Genomic DNA, 15954 nt, shown 5'->3' with positions numbered 1-15954 from the left:
ACTGGCGAGGGCCTCAGTTGCCAGGGGCGACCGGCTCGGGATCGGCGTCGAGCGCATCGAGCACCGCGTCGCCGTTCGCCCTCGCCCACTCGGTCAGCATGTGGATCGGATCGATCAGCGTCGCCCCGAGCGGGGTGAGCTCGTACTCGACGCGGGGCGGCACCTCGGCGTAGGCGTGGCGGCGGATGAGTCCGTGCGCCTGGAGCCGTCGGAGCGTCTGGGTGAGCATCTTGCGGGAGATGCCGCCGATGATCTCGATCAGCTCGCCATGGCGCACCGGGCCCTTGCTGAGGCCGTAGAGCACGACCGCCGTCCACTTGTCGGCGATGAGCTCGACCGTCAGACGCGCCGGGCAGTCGGAGAGAAAGGGATCACCGGGACCGAAACCGCTCATGGCGCCAAAGGTACCTGGTGGTTCCTATCGGAAACCTAGCCTGGGTTCTCTCCCCTTCCAGAGCCAGGAGAGTCATGCGAGTCATCACCCAGCAGACACTCGGCGGTCCCGAGGTGCTCACCATCGTGGACGCGCCCGAGCCCCAGCCCCTCCCGACCGAGGTCCTCGTCCGGGTCAAGGCGATCGGGCTGAACCCGTTGGAGGCGCTCCTGCGCGCCGGCGCGTTCCCCCCGCTGATCGGCCGGCCGCCGTTCATCCTCGGCTGGGACATCAGCGGCGTGGTCGAGGAGGGGTCGCTGACGTATCGGTTCAGGCCCGGCGACGAGGTGTTCGGGATGCCGCTGTTCCCGCGGGCGGCGAGCGCGTACGCCGAGGTCGTGTCGGCCCCGGCGTTGCACCTGGTACGCAAGCCGTCGTCGCTCTCGCACGTCGAGGCGTCGGCGCTGCCGGTCGTCGGGCTGACGGCGTGGCAGGGCCTCGTCGACCTCGGCGGCGTGAGAGAGGGCGACCGCGTCCTGGTCCACGGCGGGGGTGGCGGGGTCGGCCACGTCGCGATCCAGATCGCGAAAGCGCTCGGCGCGCACGTGATCACGACCGCCGGCGGGAGCAAGCGGAAGTTCGTCGAGGGGTGCGGCGCCGACGAGGTGATCGACTACACGGCGGTCGACTTCAGCGAGGCGGTCCGCGACATCGACGTCGTGCTCGACACGATCGGCGGCGACACCGTCGAGCGGTCGCTGGACGTGCTCCGCCCGGGCGGTCACCTGGTGACAGCGGTCGCCGAGGAGGATTCGGAACTCGTCGCCAAGTACGAGGCGGCGGGCATGCGCTTCAGCGGCATCGCGGTCGACCCCGATCCGGTCGCCCTGCGAGGTCTCGTCGAACTCGTCGAACAGGGCAGGCTCCGGGTCCATGTGCAGGAGACGTTCCCGTTCGAGCGCGTCGCCGACGCGCACCGCCTGCTCGACCGCGGTCACCTCCAGGGCAAGCTCGTCCTCACCGTCTGATCCCGTCGTGGGGCCTCGCGTGCGCGAGGCCCCTGAGTGGCTGACCGTGCGTCAGTTCCAGGCGACGGGCAGCGAGTGAACGCCGTAGACGACCATTTGCTCGCGCAGTGGGATCTCGCTCGCCGGGGTTGTGAGCCGGAGGCCGGGCAGGCGGGTGATCAGTTCCGCGAGGCCCGTGCGCAGCTCGACCCGGGCGAGTTGCTGGCCCAGGCACAGGTGGGCGCCGTGGCCGAAGGCGAGGTGGGACGTTCGGGGGCGGGTGAGGTCGAGACGGTCGGGCTCGGGCCAGCGCTGCTCGTCGCGGTTGGCGACCGGTACGGCCATGACGACGGTGTCGCCGGCCGGGATGGTGACATCGCCGACGGTCAGGTCCTCGGTGGCGAACCGTGTCGGGCCATTGTGGAAGACCGACAGGTAGCGCAGTAGTTCGTCGACGCCGTTGTCCAGCAGGGTCGGGTCGTCGCGTACGCACGCGAGTTGGTCGGGGTTTTCCAGCAGGGCGAAGGCGCTCAGGGCGAGCATGTTGGCGGTGGTCTCGTGGCCGGCGCTGAGCAGGGTGGTGGCGATGTCGGCCAACTGCCGGTCGGTCAGCGGCGGATCGTAGTCGTCGTGGATCAGCCCGGAAATGATGTCGTCGCCCGGGTGCCTGCGTTTGGCGCCCACCAGCCTGGCCATGAATTGGCGCAGCTCGCCGCTGGCCTGCCGGCGTTCTTCGCTGGGGCGTGACAGGTCCAGGGCGATCGCGGTGCGGTGGTGGAACTCGGTACGGTCGGCGTAGTCGACGCCGAGCAGTTCACAGATCACCAGCGACGGCAGCGGCAGCGCGAAGGCCTTGACCAGGTCGGCCCGCGTGCCGTCGGCCCGCATCACGTCGATGAGCCGCACGGCGAGTTCGCGGACGTGGTCTTCCAGGTGTTTCATGCGCTTGACGGTGAACTGGCCGGACAACAGCCGCCGCAGCCGCGGGTGCTGGGGCGCGTCCATGAAGATGAACATGCCGTCCTTGCGCTCCCGCGGGGCGACAGGACACTGCCCGCCCGGCTGGGCCTGGCGGTTGGCCACTTCCTCGGGTGACATGCTCAATGTGCTCGGGTAGCGGAGGCGATCGGAGCTGAAGCGGGCGTCACCGAGTACGGCGCGCACTTCTTCGTAGCCGGAGACGATCCACGCGTGGGCACCGTTGAGCAGGTCGATCCGGGTCACCGGGCCCCGGTCGTGCAAGGCCTTCATGGCGGCGGGCGGATCGAAGGGGCAGCCGTTGCGCTCGAAGATCTCCGGCGGGATCGGCCGCTGCGGGTTGGTGTTCCGCGGGGTGGCTTTCACGGGGGACGAGCCTCCTTGCTACCTGGCCGATGATGATCACATCTGTCGCAACTGCACTGTATACGCTGCTTGCTTGATGCTCGTCCTCCGATATCGGCGCCCTTCTCACCGCGTCACCGCGCTCTAAGATCGTCCTCGACGGGAGTGGCCGACACTCGAAAGGCAGAACAGTGACGTTAAGTCTGCGGGGAATCCGCTTCGCCTATTCCGACGAGGGCTCCGGCCCGGTCGTCCTCACCGCCCATGGGCTGTGCGGCAGCCGGGCCTCCGAACGGCGGGCGAACCTGACCGACTATTCCGTGGTGACCTCCGCCGGCCGCCGCCTCATCTCCTACGACGCCCGTGGCCACGGCGAGTCCGAAGGGACCGGCGACCCGGCCGACTACTCATGGAAGTCGCTCGGCGAGGACATGGTCGAGCTCGCCCGGCACTTCTCCCCGGCGGCGCCCGTCTCGGCGATCGGCTGCTCGATGGGCACCGGAGCGCTGCTGCACGCCGTGACGACCGATCCGGAGCGCTTCGACCGGCTCGTCCTCACCGCGCCTCCGACGGCTTGGGAGGCACGAGCCGCGCAGGGCGATGTGTACCGGAAACTGGCGGACTACGCCCAGCAGAACGGGGTGGAGGCCCTGGCCAAGGTCCTGGCGAATGCCCCGGTGCCGGCCGTTTTCGCGGAGGTGGAGGGCTTTCCGCCCACCCCGGACGTCACGGCCGAGTTGCTCCCGGCCGTTCTGCTCGGGGCGGGCCTCAGCGATCTGCCGCCGCTGGACGTTATCGCGCGGATCACCCAGCCGACGCTGATCCTCGCCTGGGCCGGCGACCCGGGCCATCCGGTGTCCCTGTCGGAGACGCTCGCCGCCGCGATCCCCGGCTCGACCCTGCACGTGTCCGAGACCCGCGCCGACCTCCGTACATGGGGCGAGCGGGCGGCCGATTTCCTCAAGTGAGCCCCGTCGGCGCGACCGGCACAACGGCGAAACGGGTCCCTCGAAGGTGATCGCACCGGTGCGGTCCTCGCACTGCCGGCGGACTTGTTGACGAAGGCAGGGCGGATGTCAACGCTCGGCCGAGGTCCGGTCGGTGAGTTCGCGGATTGATTCGAGCGTCTCGATGCGCCGCACCAGGGCGATGATCTCGTCGGCGCGGTCGGCGCCGAGGATGGGGCTGACGAGGCCGACGAACTTGGCTTTCAGAGTCTCCCACTGGCGTGGCAGCTCGTTGTCGGGCTTGGCGGCCAGCGCGTTGACGCGCGCCTTCAGCTCCTCGCCGTTCGTGAGTCGTACCCGGACCTCGGTCGGCATGGTGATGTTGCGGACACGCGTGACCGGCGTGACCCGGACGCGACCGCGGAGGGCGGCCATGGTGGGGTCCTGGATCCTCTCGTCGGTCAACGCGGAGGGTCCCGTCGCGCTTCCCGCGAGGGCCAGCGCCGCGGCGTAGCGGATGCTGAACATCCCTTCGACGCTGGTCTTGGGTTCCGCGATGTCGCACACCTCCAGGTGCTGGGCGGAGACGAACACCTCGGCTTCGTCGACATCGTCGGCGGAGAACGCGTGCTGCTCCCTCAGGAGCTGGAAGCCGTCGATCGCGGAGTGCGTGGCGCCGCACAGCGCGTGCGGCTTGAACACGAGCCACTCGACGGCCAGCCGTTGGCGCAGCGACGTTCCCGGGCCCGCCGGGTTGAAGTCGGCGGGCCCGTTGTTGTGTGTGGCGGCGAATCCCTGCGGCGCCTCAAGAATGGTGGTGTCCCCGGTGTAGCCCGCTTCCGCCAGCCGGGCCGACAGGATTCCGACCGCTGCCGCGTTCCCGACGTTCAGGTGCTTCGACATGGTCCCGAAGCTCGCCCGCAAGCCCGACGCCTGGGTTCCGGCGATCCCCAGCGCGTGCCGCAGCCGCGGCGGATCCAGCTCGAGAAGGCGGCCCGCGCCCATCGCCGCGCCGAATGCGCCGAAGGTGCTGCTGCCGTGGTAGCCGCGGTCGTACGAGGCGTTGCCGCACGCGACGGCGACCATCTTTCTGGCCTCATAGCCGAAGAGCATCCCCTGGATGGTCGTCGGTCCGTCCGTGTCCAACTCCTCGGCCAGGGCGAACACCGCGGGAAGGACGACGGCCGACGGGTGGCCGCCGATGCTCATGTCGTCGTAGTCCAGTGCGTGAGCGGCGATGCCGCCCGCCAGCGCCGCCTGCCGCGCTGTCAGCCGGTGTGAAGTGCCGATCACTTGGGCCGTGGGGCTGCCGCCCTCGGCCGTCAGGAGCTGTTGGATCGCGCGGGCCGACGGCTCCTGCGCTCCGGCGATGCTGACCCCGAGCCAGTCGAGCACGGCGTGTCGCGCTCGCTCGATCACCCGCTCGGTCAGCTCTCGCGATGAGATCTTGCTGACCTCGGACACCAGGTGCTCGGTGTAACCGGTCTCGGCCTCCACGGGGGCGGAGGCTGTGGTCACTGTCCGGCCGGTCATCGCTTCCACCCTCTGTCGCTCCGCTCTGCCCGGTGGGCTCGTCCCACGCCGGCCACCATGATCTCTCGTTCGGTGGCGGGGCGGCCAGGGGTGGTGCGGTACTCCGGTTACCCGGAATCCCGATCATCGGGGGAGACCCTTGATACGCTTATGTCGCCCGGCCGGGGATGTGCTCCACGCGGCTCGACGCGAAGCCGCGTTACGGAGCCCGGGAGTGCCGCGCATCCACGATGTACCGATCGACAAGCGTCTGCGTAACACCGATCTGCGTAACACCGAAGGGGACGGAATGGAAGCGCGTACCGCTACCCTCACCGAAATCCGCGACTGGCTGACGGATTACCTCGCGGCGAAGCTGGAGAGGTCGCCCGAGGAGATGGACACCACCGAGAACCTCATGCATTCCGGAGTGGACTCGCTGACAATGGTCGCGCTCGGTCTGAGCATCGAGGAGACCTTCGAGTTCGAGATCGAGCCGGACTTCTTCGGTCGTTTTTCCACCATCGATGAGGTGGCCAAGGCGTTGCACGACCGGGTGCACTCCTCCGCTCAGGAGGCGGGCGGTGACGGCGCGTGAGCGTCGGCCGCCGTTGACGGTAGATCATCTCTGTTAGATCGACCACATTGATTTGTGGATCAACCGGTTGATATGGTCTTCTGGCGACCTCTCTGACCCAGCACGATCCGGCCGCGTCGCGGTAACGGGGGATCCATGCTGGAGCGGCCCGGGGGCCGGGGTGCGGCCAATGCTGCTTGACCCCGGGCAGATTTGTCCGCGCCAACGCCCGCAGCAGATCCGCAAACACACTCTCCGACCCTGATTTCGAGCGCCGATTCCACTGAGGCATGCTCAGATCCCGGGTTCGTATCCGCGAAGTCCTGGGTGAACTATTAGTTGTCGACCACAGGTTCGGCGATTCTCTCGGCAGCTCCGCCAATGCTCTGACACACAAGACTAAGGTCGCGCTATGTCTTCCGAGCACCATGGTCGTCATGACAACGTTGTAGCGGTGGTGGGCGTCGCCTGCCGACTGCCCGGCGCGGACGGCCCGACGGCGTTCTGGGACCTTCTGCGGCACGGCGTCGAGACGGTGGGAGCAGCCTCCGGCGATCGTCGTCCCGCCGATCCGACGGTGCCGGCACAGGGCGGCTTCCTCGCCCGGATCGACGAGTTCGATGCCGGCTTCTTCGGGGTCCCGCCGGCCGAGGCCCACGCCATGGATCCTCAGCAGCGCCTCGTCCTGGAGTTGGCCTGGGAGGCGCTTGAAGAGGCGGGCATCGTCCCGGCCTCTCTGCACTCCACCACGACCGGCGTCTACCTCGGTGTGATGGGCGACGACTACGCCCGGCTGACCCTCGGCGACCCGGACGGCCCGAGCGCGTACAGCGCCACCGGCGTCTACCGCAGCATCATCGCCAACCGGGTCTCGCACTTCCTCGGCGTGCACGGACCCAGCCTGACCATCGACGCCGGACAGTCCTCGTCGCTGGTCGCCGTCCACTTGGCCGTCGAGAGCCTACGACGCGGCGAGTGCGACACGGCGCTGGTCGGCGGCGTCAGCCTCATCGCCGACCCGGACAGTGGCCAACTCACCGCCCGGATGGGCGCGATGTCACCCGACGGCCGCTGTTACGCCTTCGACGAGCGGGCCAACGGATTCGTCCGGGGCGAGGGTGCCGGTCTGGTCGTCCTCAAACGGCTGAGCGCGGCGATCGCCGACGGCGACCGGGTGCTTTGCGTCATCCGGGGCAGCGCCATCAACAACGACGGCGACGGCGAGCGCCTGACCGACCCGAGCGCGGTGGCCCAAGAGGCACTGCTGACCAGCGCTTACCAGCGGGCCGGGGTGACGGTCGGCGACGTCCAGTACGTGGAGGCGCACGGCACCGGCACCCGGGTCGGCGACCCGGTCGAAGCGGTCGCGCTCGGTGCCGCACTGGCCCGGCACCGGCCGGCGAACGCCCGGCTGCGGATAGGCTCGGTGAAGACGAACATCGGCCACCTCGAGGGCGCGGCCGGCATTGCCGGACTGATCAAGACAGTGCTCTGCATCGCCCACCGGGAACTGGTGCCCAGCCTCAACTTCGAGCGGCCGAACCCGGCGATCGCGTTCGACGAGCTCGGTCTGGGGGTCCAGAGGGACACCTCCCCCTGGCCCCGTCCGCAGGACGAACTGATCGCGGGAGTCAGCTCGTTCGGCATCGGCGGCACGAACTGCCACGTCGTCCTGGGCGAGTGGACCGCGCCGGCGCCGACCGCGCCGGACCGTCCCGAGCTCGGTGTCCTTCCGCTGGTCGTCTCCGGAGCAACCGACGCGGCCCTGTCCGCCCAGGCCGCGCGCCTCGCCACTCACCTCGATCGGCCGGAGCTGCCCGCAGCGGAGCTGGCGGAGCTGGCGCACGCGCTGGCCACCACGCGCACCGCGTTCGCGCACCGTGCCGTCGTGATCGCCCCCGACCGCGCGGGATTGACCACCGGTTTGGCCGCCATCGCGGACAACCGCGCTCGCCGCGGCGTCGTCCGTGGCACGGCCGACGCCGCCGGCACCGCATTCCTCTTCTCCGGGCAGGGCAGCCAGCACGTTCGGATGGGCCTCGAACTCGCCGCCGCGCATGAGGCGTACGCCCGCGCCTTCGCCGAGGTCGAGAGGGTCATGGATCTGCACCTCGACCACCCCCTGGCCGAGATCCTGCGTGACCCCGACCTGCTCCATGAGACCGCCTACAGCCAGCCCGCCCTCTTCGCCGTCGAGGTCGCGCTGTTCCGCCTCTACGAGGGCTGGGGCATCACCCCGGACCTGCTGGCCGGGCACTCCATCGGTGAGCTCGCGGCCGCGCATGTGGCCGGCATTCTGAGCCTGGACGACGCTTGCACGCTGGTTGCCGAGCGCGGCCGGCTCATGCAGGACCTCCCGGACGGCGCCATGCTGTCGCTGCGCGGCGAGGAGCATGAAGTACGCACGTTCCTCGACGAGTCGGCGGCGACGGACGTCTCGATCGCCGCGCTCAACGGTCCGGTCAGCACCACCCTTGCCGGAAACCGCGACCAGCTCACCGACCTGGCCGAGCGCTGGCGCGCCGACGGCGGCAGGTGCCAGTGGCTGGAGGTGAACCGGGCCTTCCACTCTTCCCACACCGACCGGATCCTCGACGAGTTCCGTGAGGTCGCGGAGCGTCTCACCTACGCCAGGCCGCGCATTCCGGTCGTGTCCAACGTCACCGGGCGCGTCGTCACCGGCGACGAGATGAGCTCGGCCGACTACTGGGTCCGGCACGTCCGGCAGACCGTACGGTTCCACGACGGCATCCGCGCCCTCGACGAGGCCGGAGTCACCACGTTCGTCGAGCTCGGCCCGGACACGGCGCTGTCCGCGATGGGCCGGTCCTGTCTGCCCGGCCGTGACGCCGTGTTCGTCAGCGTGCTTCAGGCCCGGCAGCCGGAGACGCGGTCCGTGATCGCCGCTCTGGCCGAAATGCACGTCCGAGGCGTACGGATTGACTGGAGCGCGGTGTTCGGCGCGCCCCCGGCCGCCCATGTGCCCCTGCCGACGTACGCGTTCCAGCGCTCCCGCTACTGGCTCGGCTCAGCGGCCGCGCCGGAACCGGACGCGACCGGCGCCGCCCTCGACCGGCGGATGGCCGGGCTGGCACCGACCGAACGTACGCTGGTCATGCTCGACCTGGTGCGCGAGCACGCCGCCGCCGTGCTCGGCCATGACGATCCGGGTGCGGTCGCCCCGACGCTCGCCTTCCACGACCTGGGTTTCACCTCGTTCACCGGTGTCGATCTGGGTACCCGCCTGGCCCGAGCGGCCGGAGTCGCGCTGTCGCCGACCGCGGTCTTCGATTTCCCGACGCCGCAGGCGCTGGCCGAGCATCTGGTGCGGCTGGGCTCGGGTACGAAGAAGACTGCCGGTGAGGTGGTTCGGCCGCGGTCGGCGGGTGAGCCGATCGCGATCGTATCGATGGCGTGCCGATTCCCGGGCGGAGTGTCTTCGCCGGAGGACTTGTGGCGGCTGGTGTCCGAGGGCGTGGACGCGGTCGGTGATTTCCCGACCGACCGCGGCTGGGATACGGAGTCGGCCGGGTACGCCCGGGCGGGCGGTTTCCTGTCCGGCGCGGCGGACTTCGATGCGGAGTTCTTCGGCGTGTCGCCGCGTGAGGCGGTGGCGATGGACCCGCAGCAGCGGCTGCTGCTCGAGGTGTCCTGGGAAGCCCTGGAGCGGGCCGGCCTGGACCCGGCCGCGATGAAGGGCACGGACGCCGGGGTCTTCGCGGGGCTGTACTCGCAGGATTACGCCTCGCGGCTGCCGGAGGATGATGCGGGCGGCTTCCGGCTGACGGGGAACACATCGAGCGTGGCGTCCGGCCGGGTGGCGTATACGTTCGGTCTTGAGGGTCCGGCGGTGACGGTCGATACGGCGTGTTCGTCATCTCTGGTGGCGATGCACCTGGCGGCGCAGGCGCTGCGCAACGGGGAGTGCTCGCTGGCGCTGGCCGGTGGTGTGACGGTGATGTCCACCCCGGGGATGTTCACGGAGTTCGCGGTGCAGGGCGGGCTGGCGGCCGACGGGCGGGTCAAAGCGTTCTCCGCTGATGCCGACGGCACCAACTGGGCCGAGGGTGTCGGGGTGGTGGTGCTGGAGCGGCTGTCGGAGGCGCGGCGGCTCGGGCATCCGGTGCTGGCGGTCCTGCGGGGCAGTGCGGTGAACCAGGACGGGGCGAGCAATGGCCTGACCGCCCCGAATGGTCCGTCTCAAGAGCGGGTGATCCGGCGGGCGCTGGCCGATGCCCGGCTTTCCGCTTCGGACGTGGATGCGGTGGAGGGGCACGGGACGGGGACCGCGCTCGGGGACCCGATCGAGGCGCAGGCACTGCTGGCGACGTACGGGCAGGGGCGGTCGGAGGACCAGCGGTTGTGGCTGGGCTCGGTGAAGTCGAACATCGGGCACACTCAGGCGGCGGCCGGTGTCGCTGGTGTGATCAAGATGGTCGAGGCGTTCCGGCATGGGGTTCTGCCGGCGACGCTGCACGCGGATGAGGCGTCCCCGCATGTGGATTGGACGGCGGGCGAGGTGCGGCTGCTGACCGAGGCGCGCTCGTGGGAGTCGGAGGGGCGTCCGCGGCGGGCGGGTGTGTCGTCGTTCGGGATCAGCGGGACCAATGCGCATGTGATCCTCGAAGAGGCTTCCGCTGGGCCGGTTGGGGCTTCGTCGGTGCCGCCGGTGGTGGTGGCCGGTGGTGTGGTGCCGTGGGTGTTGTCGGCGCGGTCGGATGCGGGATTGCGGGCGCTGGCTGGGCGTCTGGCGTCGGATGTCCCGGTCGGGACGCCGGTCGCGGATGTGGCAGGGGCGCTGGCGGCGTCGAGGGCGGGGCTGGAGTTCCGGGCGGTGGTGCTGGGCGTTGACCGGGAGGAGCTGGACGCGGGATTGACCCGGGTCGAGCCGACCGGGGCGGTGGCGCGGGGTCCGGTGGCGTGGGTGTTCCCGGGTCAGGGGTCGCAGTGGGTTGGCATGGGGCGTGAGTTGGCGGAGTGTTCGCCGGTGTTCGCGGGTGTGCTGGATGAGGTGTGTGCGGTGGCGGATCCCTTGCTGGGGCGTTCGCTGCGGGAGGTGATGTTTTCCGGTGCTGAGGTGCATCAGACGGGGTTTACGCAGGTGGCGGTGTTCGCGTTCGAGGCTGGTCTGGCCGCGGTGGCGCAGGCCGCGGGTTTGAAGCCGGACTTCGTTGCTGGTCACTCGGTCGGTGAGGTGACGGCGGCGTATGTGGCGGGTGCGGTGTCGTTGGAGGACGCGGTGCGGTTGTTGGTGGCGCGTGGTGCGTTGATGCAGGGGTTGCCGTCGGGTGGGGCGATGGCGGCGGTGCAGGCCGCCGAGCATGAGGTGGATTTGTCCGGTCTGGAGGACCGGGTCGCGGTGGCGGCGGTGAATGGTTCGTCGGCGGTGGTTCTTTCTGGTGACCGGGATGCGGTGGAGGAGGCGGTTGGGCGGCTGGCCGGTCGGAAGGTGCGTTGGCTGGAGGTCAGCCACGCGTTCCATTCCCCGTTGATGCGTCCGATCGCCGATGAGCTGGCGCGGGTGGTGACGGGGGTTCAGTTCACCGAGCCGCGGATCCCATTGGTCTCGGCGGTCACCGGGGCGGTGGCAGGCGCGGATGTGCTCGGCGATCCGGGGCACTGGGTGGAGCAGGCGATCGGTACGGTCCGGTTCCACGATGTGGTCCGGTTCCTGCACGAGCGGGGTATCGCCGGGTTCGTTGAGCTCGGTCCGGACACGGTGCTGTCGTCCGTGGTCCATGACGGTGGGGCGCAGGTGTGGGCGGCCGGTCTGGCCGAGCGCGATGACGCCGGGGCCCGGCGCCTGCTGGCGGGTCTGGCGCGGGCGTGGACTCACGGGGCGGCGGTGGATTGGACGCGCCTGGTTCCCGAGGGTGGCCCGGTCACCTTGCCGACGTATCCGTTCCAGCATCGCCGGTATTGGGCGGCGGGCCGGGCGGCGTCGGGGTCGGGCCATCCGGTGCTGGGTGAAGGCGTGCCGCTGGCCAGTGGTGCCGGGACGGTGTTTGCGGGGCGGCTGGTGCCCGATCCGTTGATTGACGGGTCGATGGCGGTGGCTGAGCTGGCGGTGCACGCGGCGGGGCAGGCCGGTTGGCCGGTGCTCGAGGAGTTGGTGTTCGAGGAGGCGTTGGCGCCGGAGGGCCCGGTGCAGGTACAGGTGAGTGTCGCCGAACGGCGGTTGGAGGTGTTCGCGCGCCCGGCCGGGGCGGTGGAGTGGGTGCGGTACGCCAGCGCGGTGGTCTCGGAGCAGATGCGGCCGGTGTCGGATCACGTCGGCGACGAGGTGGCCGTGGAGGTGGCGGACGCCGCCGGCTATGCGATCCACCCGGCGCTGCTGGAGGCCGCGCTGAACCTGGGCCCGGATGAGGTGCCGTCGCGGTGGGAGGGCGTACGGCTGCATGCGGCCGGGGCGCGGGAGCTCCGGGTCCGCTCGGACGGGTCGGGTTTGCTGGCCGTGGACGGTGGCGGGCAGCCGGTTCTGGAGATCGCGCGGATGACCGCGCGTTCGGCGCCGGATGGTGGGCCGGGGCGTGGCGATCTGCTCGGCCTGCGCTGGGAGCCGGTGTCGGCGGACGGCCCCGGGATGGCGGAGTGGACGGTGATCCGGCCCGGCGAGAGCGTTCCGGCGTCGGGTGGCGAGCCGGTGACGGTGGCCGCGGTGTGCGAGGGCGAGGATCCGCTGGGCTGGGTGCTCGGTGTTGTGCGGCAGTGGACGGGTGTGGATCGGCCGGTCGGATCTCGCCTGGTGGTGGTGACTCGGCAGGCGGTGGCGGCCGGTCCGGGTGACACGGTGGAGGGTCTGGGCCAGGCGCCGGTGTGGGGTTTGGTGCGTGCGGCCCGGGGTGAGCATCCCGGCCACGTCCTGGTGCTGGCCGACACCGATACCGACGACCTGGCCGCCGTGCTCACGGGCGCGGCGGCCGGCGGTGAGCTGGAGGTTGCCGTACGCCGCAGCGAGGTGCGGGTGCCCCGGCTGCGCCCGCTCCCCGCGACGCGGCTGCCCGGATGGCCCGCCCTGGACGGTACGGTGCTGGTCACCGGCGGGACCGGGACGCTGGGCGGCTTGGTCGCCCGGCATCTGGTGGACCGGCACGGTGTCCGGGACCTGGTGCTGGCCAGTCGCTCGGGCGCGGGAGCGCGCGGTGCTGCCGAACTGGTCGCCGAGCTGGAAGCGGCCGGGGCCCGGGTTCGGGTCGTGGCCGCGGACCTGGCCGAACGCGCGGCAGCCGACGCGCTGGTCGCGAGCATCCCGGACCTGGCCGGGGTGGTGCACGCGGCCGGGGTGCTGGCCCCCGAGCCGGTGCAGGCGCTGACAGCGGACGGGCTCGTGCGTACGCTGCGGGCGAAGGCCGTCTCGGCGTGGCATCTGCACGAGGCCACCGCGCACCTGGACCTGGGCCTTTTCGTGCTGTTCTCCTCCCTGTCCGGGCTGCTGAGCACGGCCGGCTTCGGGGCGTACGCCGCGGCCAACGTCTACCTGGACGCGCTGGCCGCCCGCCGACGGGCCGAAGGGCGGCCGGGGGTCTCGATCGCCTGGAGCATGTGGGAGCAGAGCAGCGCTCTGACCGAAGACCTGCCCATCGTGTACGCGGACCGGCTGACCCGCGGCGGCGGCGTGGCGCTGGAGACCGAGCACGCGCTGAGCTTGCTGGACGCGGCGGTGGCGGGCCAGGAACCGGTGGTGGCGGCCGGGCTGGACATCGCCGTGGTACGGGCCGCGCTCGGCGCCGGGCTGCCGCTGTCCCCGCTCCTGCACGGCCTCGGCCGCCCCCCGCGCCGCGCGGTGGCGGCCGGCACTGGTCCGGTGGGCGAGCTGGCCCGCCGTTTGGCCGAGACGCCCGAGGCCGAACGCTCCCGGCTCGTGCTCGATCTGGTCCGTGGTCACGCTGCCGCGGTGCTCGGCCACGACGATCCCGGTTCGATCGCGTCCACGCTGACCTTCCACGATCTGGGCTTCACCTCGTTCACCGGCGTCGAATTCGGCAATCGCCTCACGGGCGCGACCGGAGTGGCGCTGTCGCCGGCCGCGGTCTTCGACTATCCGACCCCGCAGCTGCTGGCCGAACATCTGGTCGCCCAGGTGACCGGCGCGGCCGCCCGGGACAAGAAGGTGGTGCTGGAGCGGTCGGCGGGTGAGCCGATCGCGATCGTGTCGATGGCGTGCCGTTATCCGGGTGAGGTGGCATCGCCGGAGGACTTGTGGCGGCTGGTGTCCGAGGGCGTGGACGCGATCGGCGACTTCCCGACCGATCGCGGCTGGGAAACCGAGTCGGCCGGGTATGCGCGGGTGGGCGGTTTCCTGTCTGACGCCGCCGAGTTCGATGCCGAGTTCTTCGGGATATCGCCGCGTGAGGCGGTGGCGATGGACCCGCACCAGCGACTGCTCCTGGAGGTGTCCTGGGAAGCACTGGAACGGGCGGGCCTCGACCCGACCGGGCTGCGCGGTTCCGACACCGGAGTCTTCGCCGGACTGTCCGGCCAGGATTACAGCTCGCGGCTGTCCGACAGCGACGCGGGCGGCTTCCGGCTTACGGGGAACGCGTCGAGCGTCGTTTCCGGCCGGGTGGCGTATACGTTCGGTCTTGAGGGTCCGGCGGTGACGGTGGATACGGCGTGTTCGTCGTCGCTGGTGGCGATGCACCTGGCGGCTCAGGCGCTGCGGAACGGGGAGTGCTCGCTGGCGCTGGCCGGTGGTGTGACGGTGCTGGCGACGGAAGGGGTGTTCGCGGAGTTCGCGGCGCAGGGCGGCTTGGCGTCCGATGGCCGGTGCAAGCCGTTCTCGGCCGCTGCCGATGGTACGGGCTGGGGCGAGGGTGTCGGGGTGGTGCTGCTGGAGCGTCTGTCGGAGGCTCAGCGGCTCGGGCATCCGGTGCTGGCGGTACTGCGGGGCAGTGCGGTGAACCAGGACGGGGCTTCCAATGGCCTGTCGGCGCCGAACGGTCCGTCGCAGGAGCGGGTGATTCGCCGGGCGCTGGCTGACGCCCGACTGGTCCCGGGTGATGTGGATGTGGTTGAGGGGCACGGGACCGGGACCACGCTCGGGGATCCGATTGAGGCACGAGCGTTGCTGGCGACCTATGGGCAGGACCGGCCCGAGGACCGGCCGTTGTGGCTGGGGTCGGTGAAGTCGAACATCGGGCACACCCAGGGTGCGGCCGGTGTGGCCGGTGTGATCAAGATGGTCGAGGCGATGCGGCACGGGGTGCTCCCGGCGATGCTGCACGCCGACGAACCTTCGCCGCATGTGGACTGGACGGCCGGGGAGGTGCGGCTGCTGGCCGAGGAGCGGCCGTGGGAGTCCGGCGGGCGGCCTCGCCGGGCGGGTGTGTCGTCGTTCGGGATCAGCGGGACGAACGCACATGTGATCGTGGAGGAGGCTCCTGCCGAGCTGGTCTCACCTCGCGAGGACGACGTCGCGCCGGTGGTGACGGGCGGTGTGGTGCCGTGGGTGTTGTCGGCCCGGTCGGGTGCGGGGCTGGCGGCGTTGGCGGGTCGGCTGGTGTCGGATGTTCCGGCTGGGACGCCGGTCGCGGATGTTGCGGTGTCGCTGGCGGGTGGCCGGGCTGGACTCGGGTGCCGGGCGGTTGTTCTGGGTGTTGACCGTGTGGAGTTGGATGGGGCTCTGGTGCGGGTGGAGTCGGGTGGGCCGTTGGTGTCGGGCGGTGATGTGGCGTTTGTGTTCCCGGGTCAGGGGTCTCAGTGGTTGGGGATGGGCCGTGAGCTGCTGGCCTGTTCGCCGGTGTTCGCGGAGTTCGTGGCCGAGTGTGAGCGGTTGGTGGACTTTCCGTTGCGGGATGCGTTGGTGTCCGGGGTTGGTTTGGAGCGGGTGGAGGTTGTTCAGCCTGCTTTGTTTGTGATGATGGTCGGTTTGGCTCGGGTGTGGGAGGCCGCGGGGGTCGCTCCTTCGGCTGTGGTGGGTCATTCGCAGGGTGAGCTCGCTGCGGCGTGTTTCGCGGGGGCTTTGTCGTTGGAGGACGCTCTTGGTCTGGTGATCGCGCGGGGTCGGGCGTTGGTGGCGTTGGCGGGTACTGGTGGGATGTTGTCGGTGGTGGCGGCTGCCGAGGTGGTTGAGGGCATGCTGGCCGATGGGCTGGTGGTTGCGGCGGTCAATGCGGCTGAGCAGGTGGTGGTTTCGGGGGCGCCGGAGTCGTTGGATGCGTTGGCGGCGCGGTGTGAGGCTGCGGGGATCCGTGCTCGGCGGGTTGATGTGGATTA

The 15954-nt window shown here is 70.6% G+C and carries 7 protein-coding genes; 4 read left to right on the top strand and 3 right to left on the bottom strand.

The annotated features are described in order from the left end of the window. Positions 1-13 precede the first annotated feature (13 nt). Entirely contained in the window at positions 14-394 is a 381-nt protein-coding gene (locus tag JK364_RS50360) for a winged helix-turn-helix transcriptional regulator (protein ID WP_201858201.1), read from the bottom strand. 74 nt (positions 395-468) lie between these two features. Here JK364_RS50360 and JK364_RS50355 point away from each other — a divergent pair, with 74 nt between their 5' ends. Next, a complete protein-coding gene (locus JK364_RS50355) occupies positions 469-1401 on the top strand; it encodes an NADP-dependent oxidoreductase (protein ID WP_201858200.1) in 933 nt (310 codons plus the stop codon). A 51-nt stretch (positions 1402-1452) separates the two neighbouring features. Here the strand turns inward: JK364_RS50355 and JK364_RS50350 are convergent, their stop codons facing one another. Continuing rightward, positions 1453-2724, bottom strand: a complete 1272-nt coding sequence (locus JK364_RS50350) for a cytochrome P450 (RefSeq protein WP_307841664.1) — start codon at positions 2722-2724, stop codon at positions 1453-1455. Positions 2725-2894: 170 nt separating this feature from the next. On the opposite strand from JK364_RS50350, the gene JK364_RS50345 reads away from it, so the two are divergent. Then, positions 2895-3671, top strand: a complete 777-nt coding sequence (locus JK364_RS50345; RefSeq protein WP_201858199.1) for an alpha/beta fold hydrolase — start codon at positions 2895-2897, stop codon at positions 3669-3671. Positions 3672-3779: 108 nt separating this feature from the next. Here JK364_RS50345 and JK364_RS50340 read toward each other — a convergent pair whose 3' ends face one another. After that, the gene (locus JK364_RS50340; protein ID WP_201858198.1) at positions 3780-5183 is read right to left on the bottom strand and encodes an MmgE/PrpD family protein; all 1404 of its coding nucleotides are present in this window, start codon (positions 5181-5183) and stop codon (positions 3780-3782) included. Between the two features lie 214 nt (positions 5184-5397). Between JK364_RS50340 and JK364_RS56445 the strand changes: the two genes are divergently transcribed. Both JK364_RS56445 and JK364_RS50330 read left to right on the top strand, forming a co-directional pair. Continuing rightward, complete coding sequence (locus tag JK364_RS56445; RefSeq protein WP_201858197.1) at positions 5398-5760, top strand: acyl carrier protein; 363 nt, start codon at positions 5398-5400, stop codon at positions 5758-5760. 391 nt (positions 5761-6151) lie between these two features. Further along, the coding region (locus JK364_RS50330) for a type I polyketide synthase (protein ID WP_201858196.1) at positions 6152-15954 on the top strand (9803 nt) is incomplete at its 3' end.

Source organism: Streptomyces endocoffeicus (assembly GCF_016741935.1).
GTDB lineage: Bacteria > Actinomycetota > Actinomycetes > Streptomycetales > Streptomycetaceae > Streptomyces > Streptomyces endocoffeicus.
Note: the sequence above shows the minus strand (reverse complement) of the source record. Positions and strands in the feature narration are given on the sequence as shown.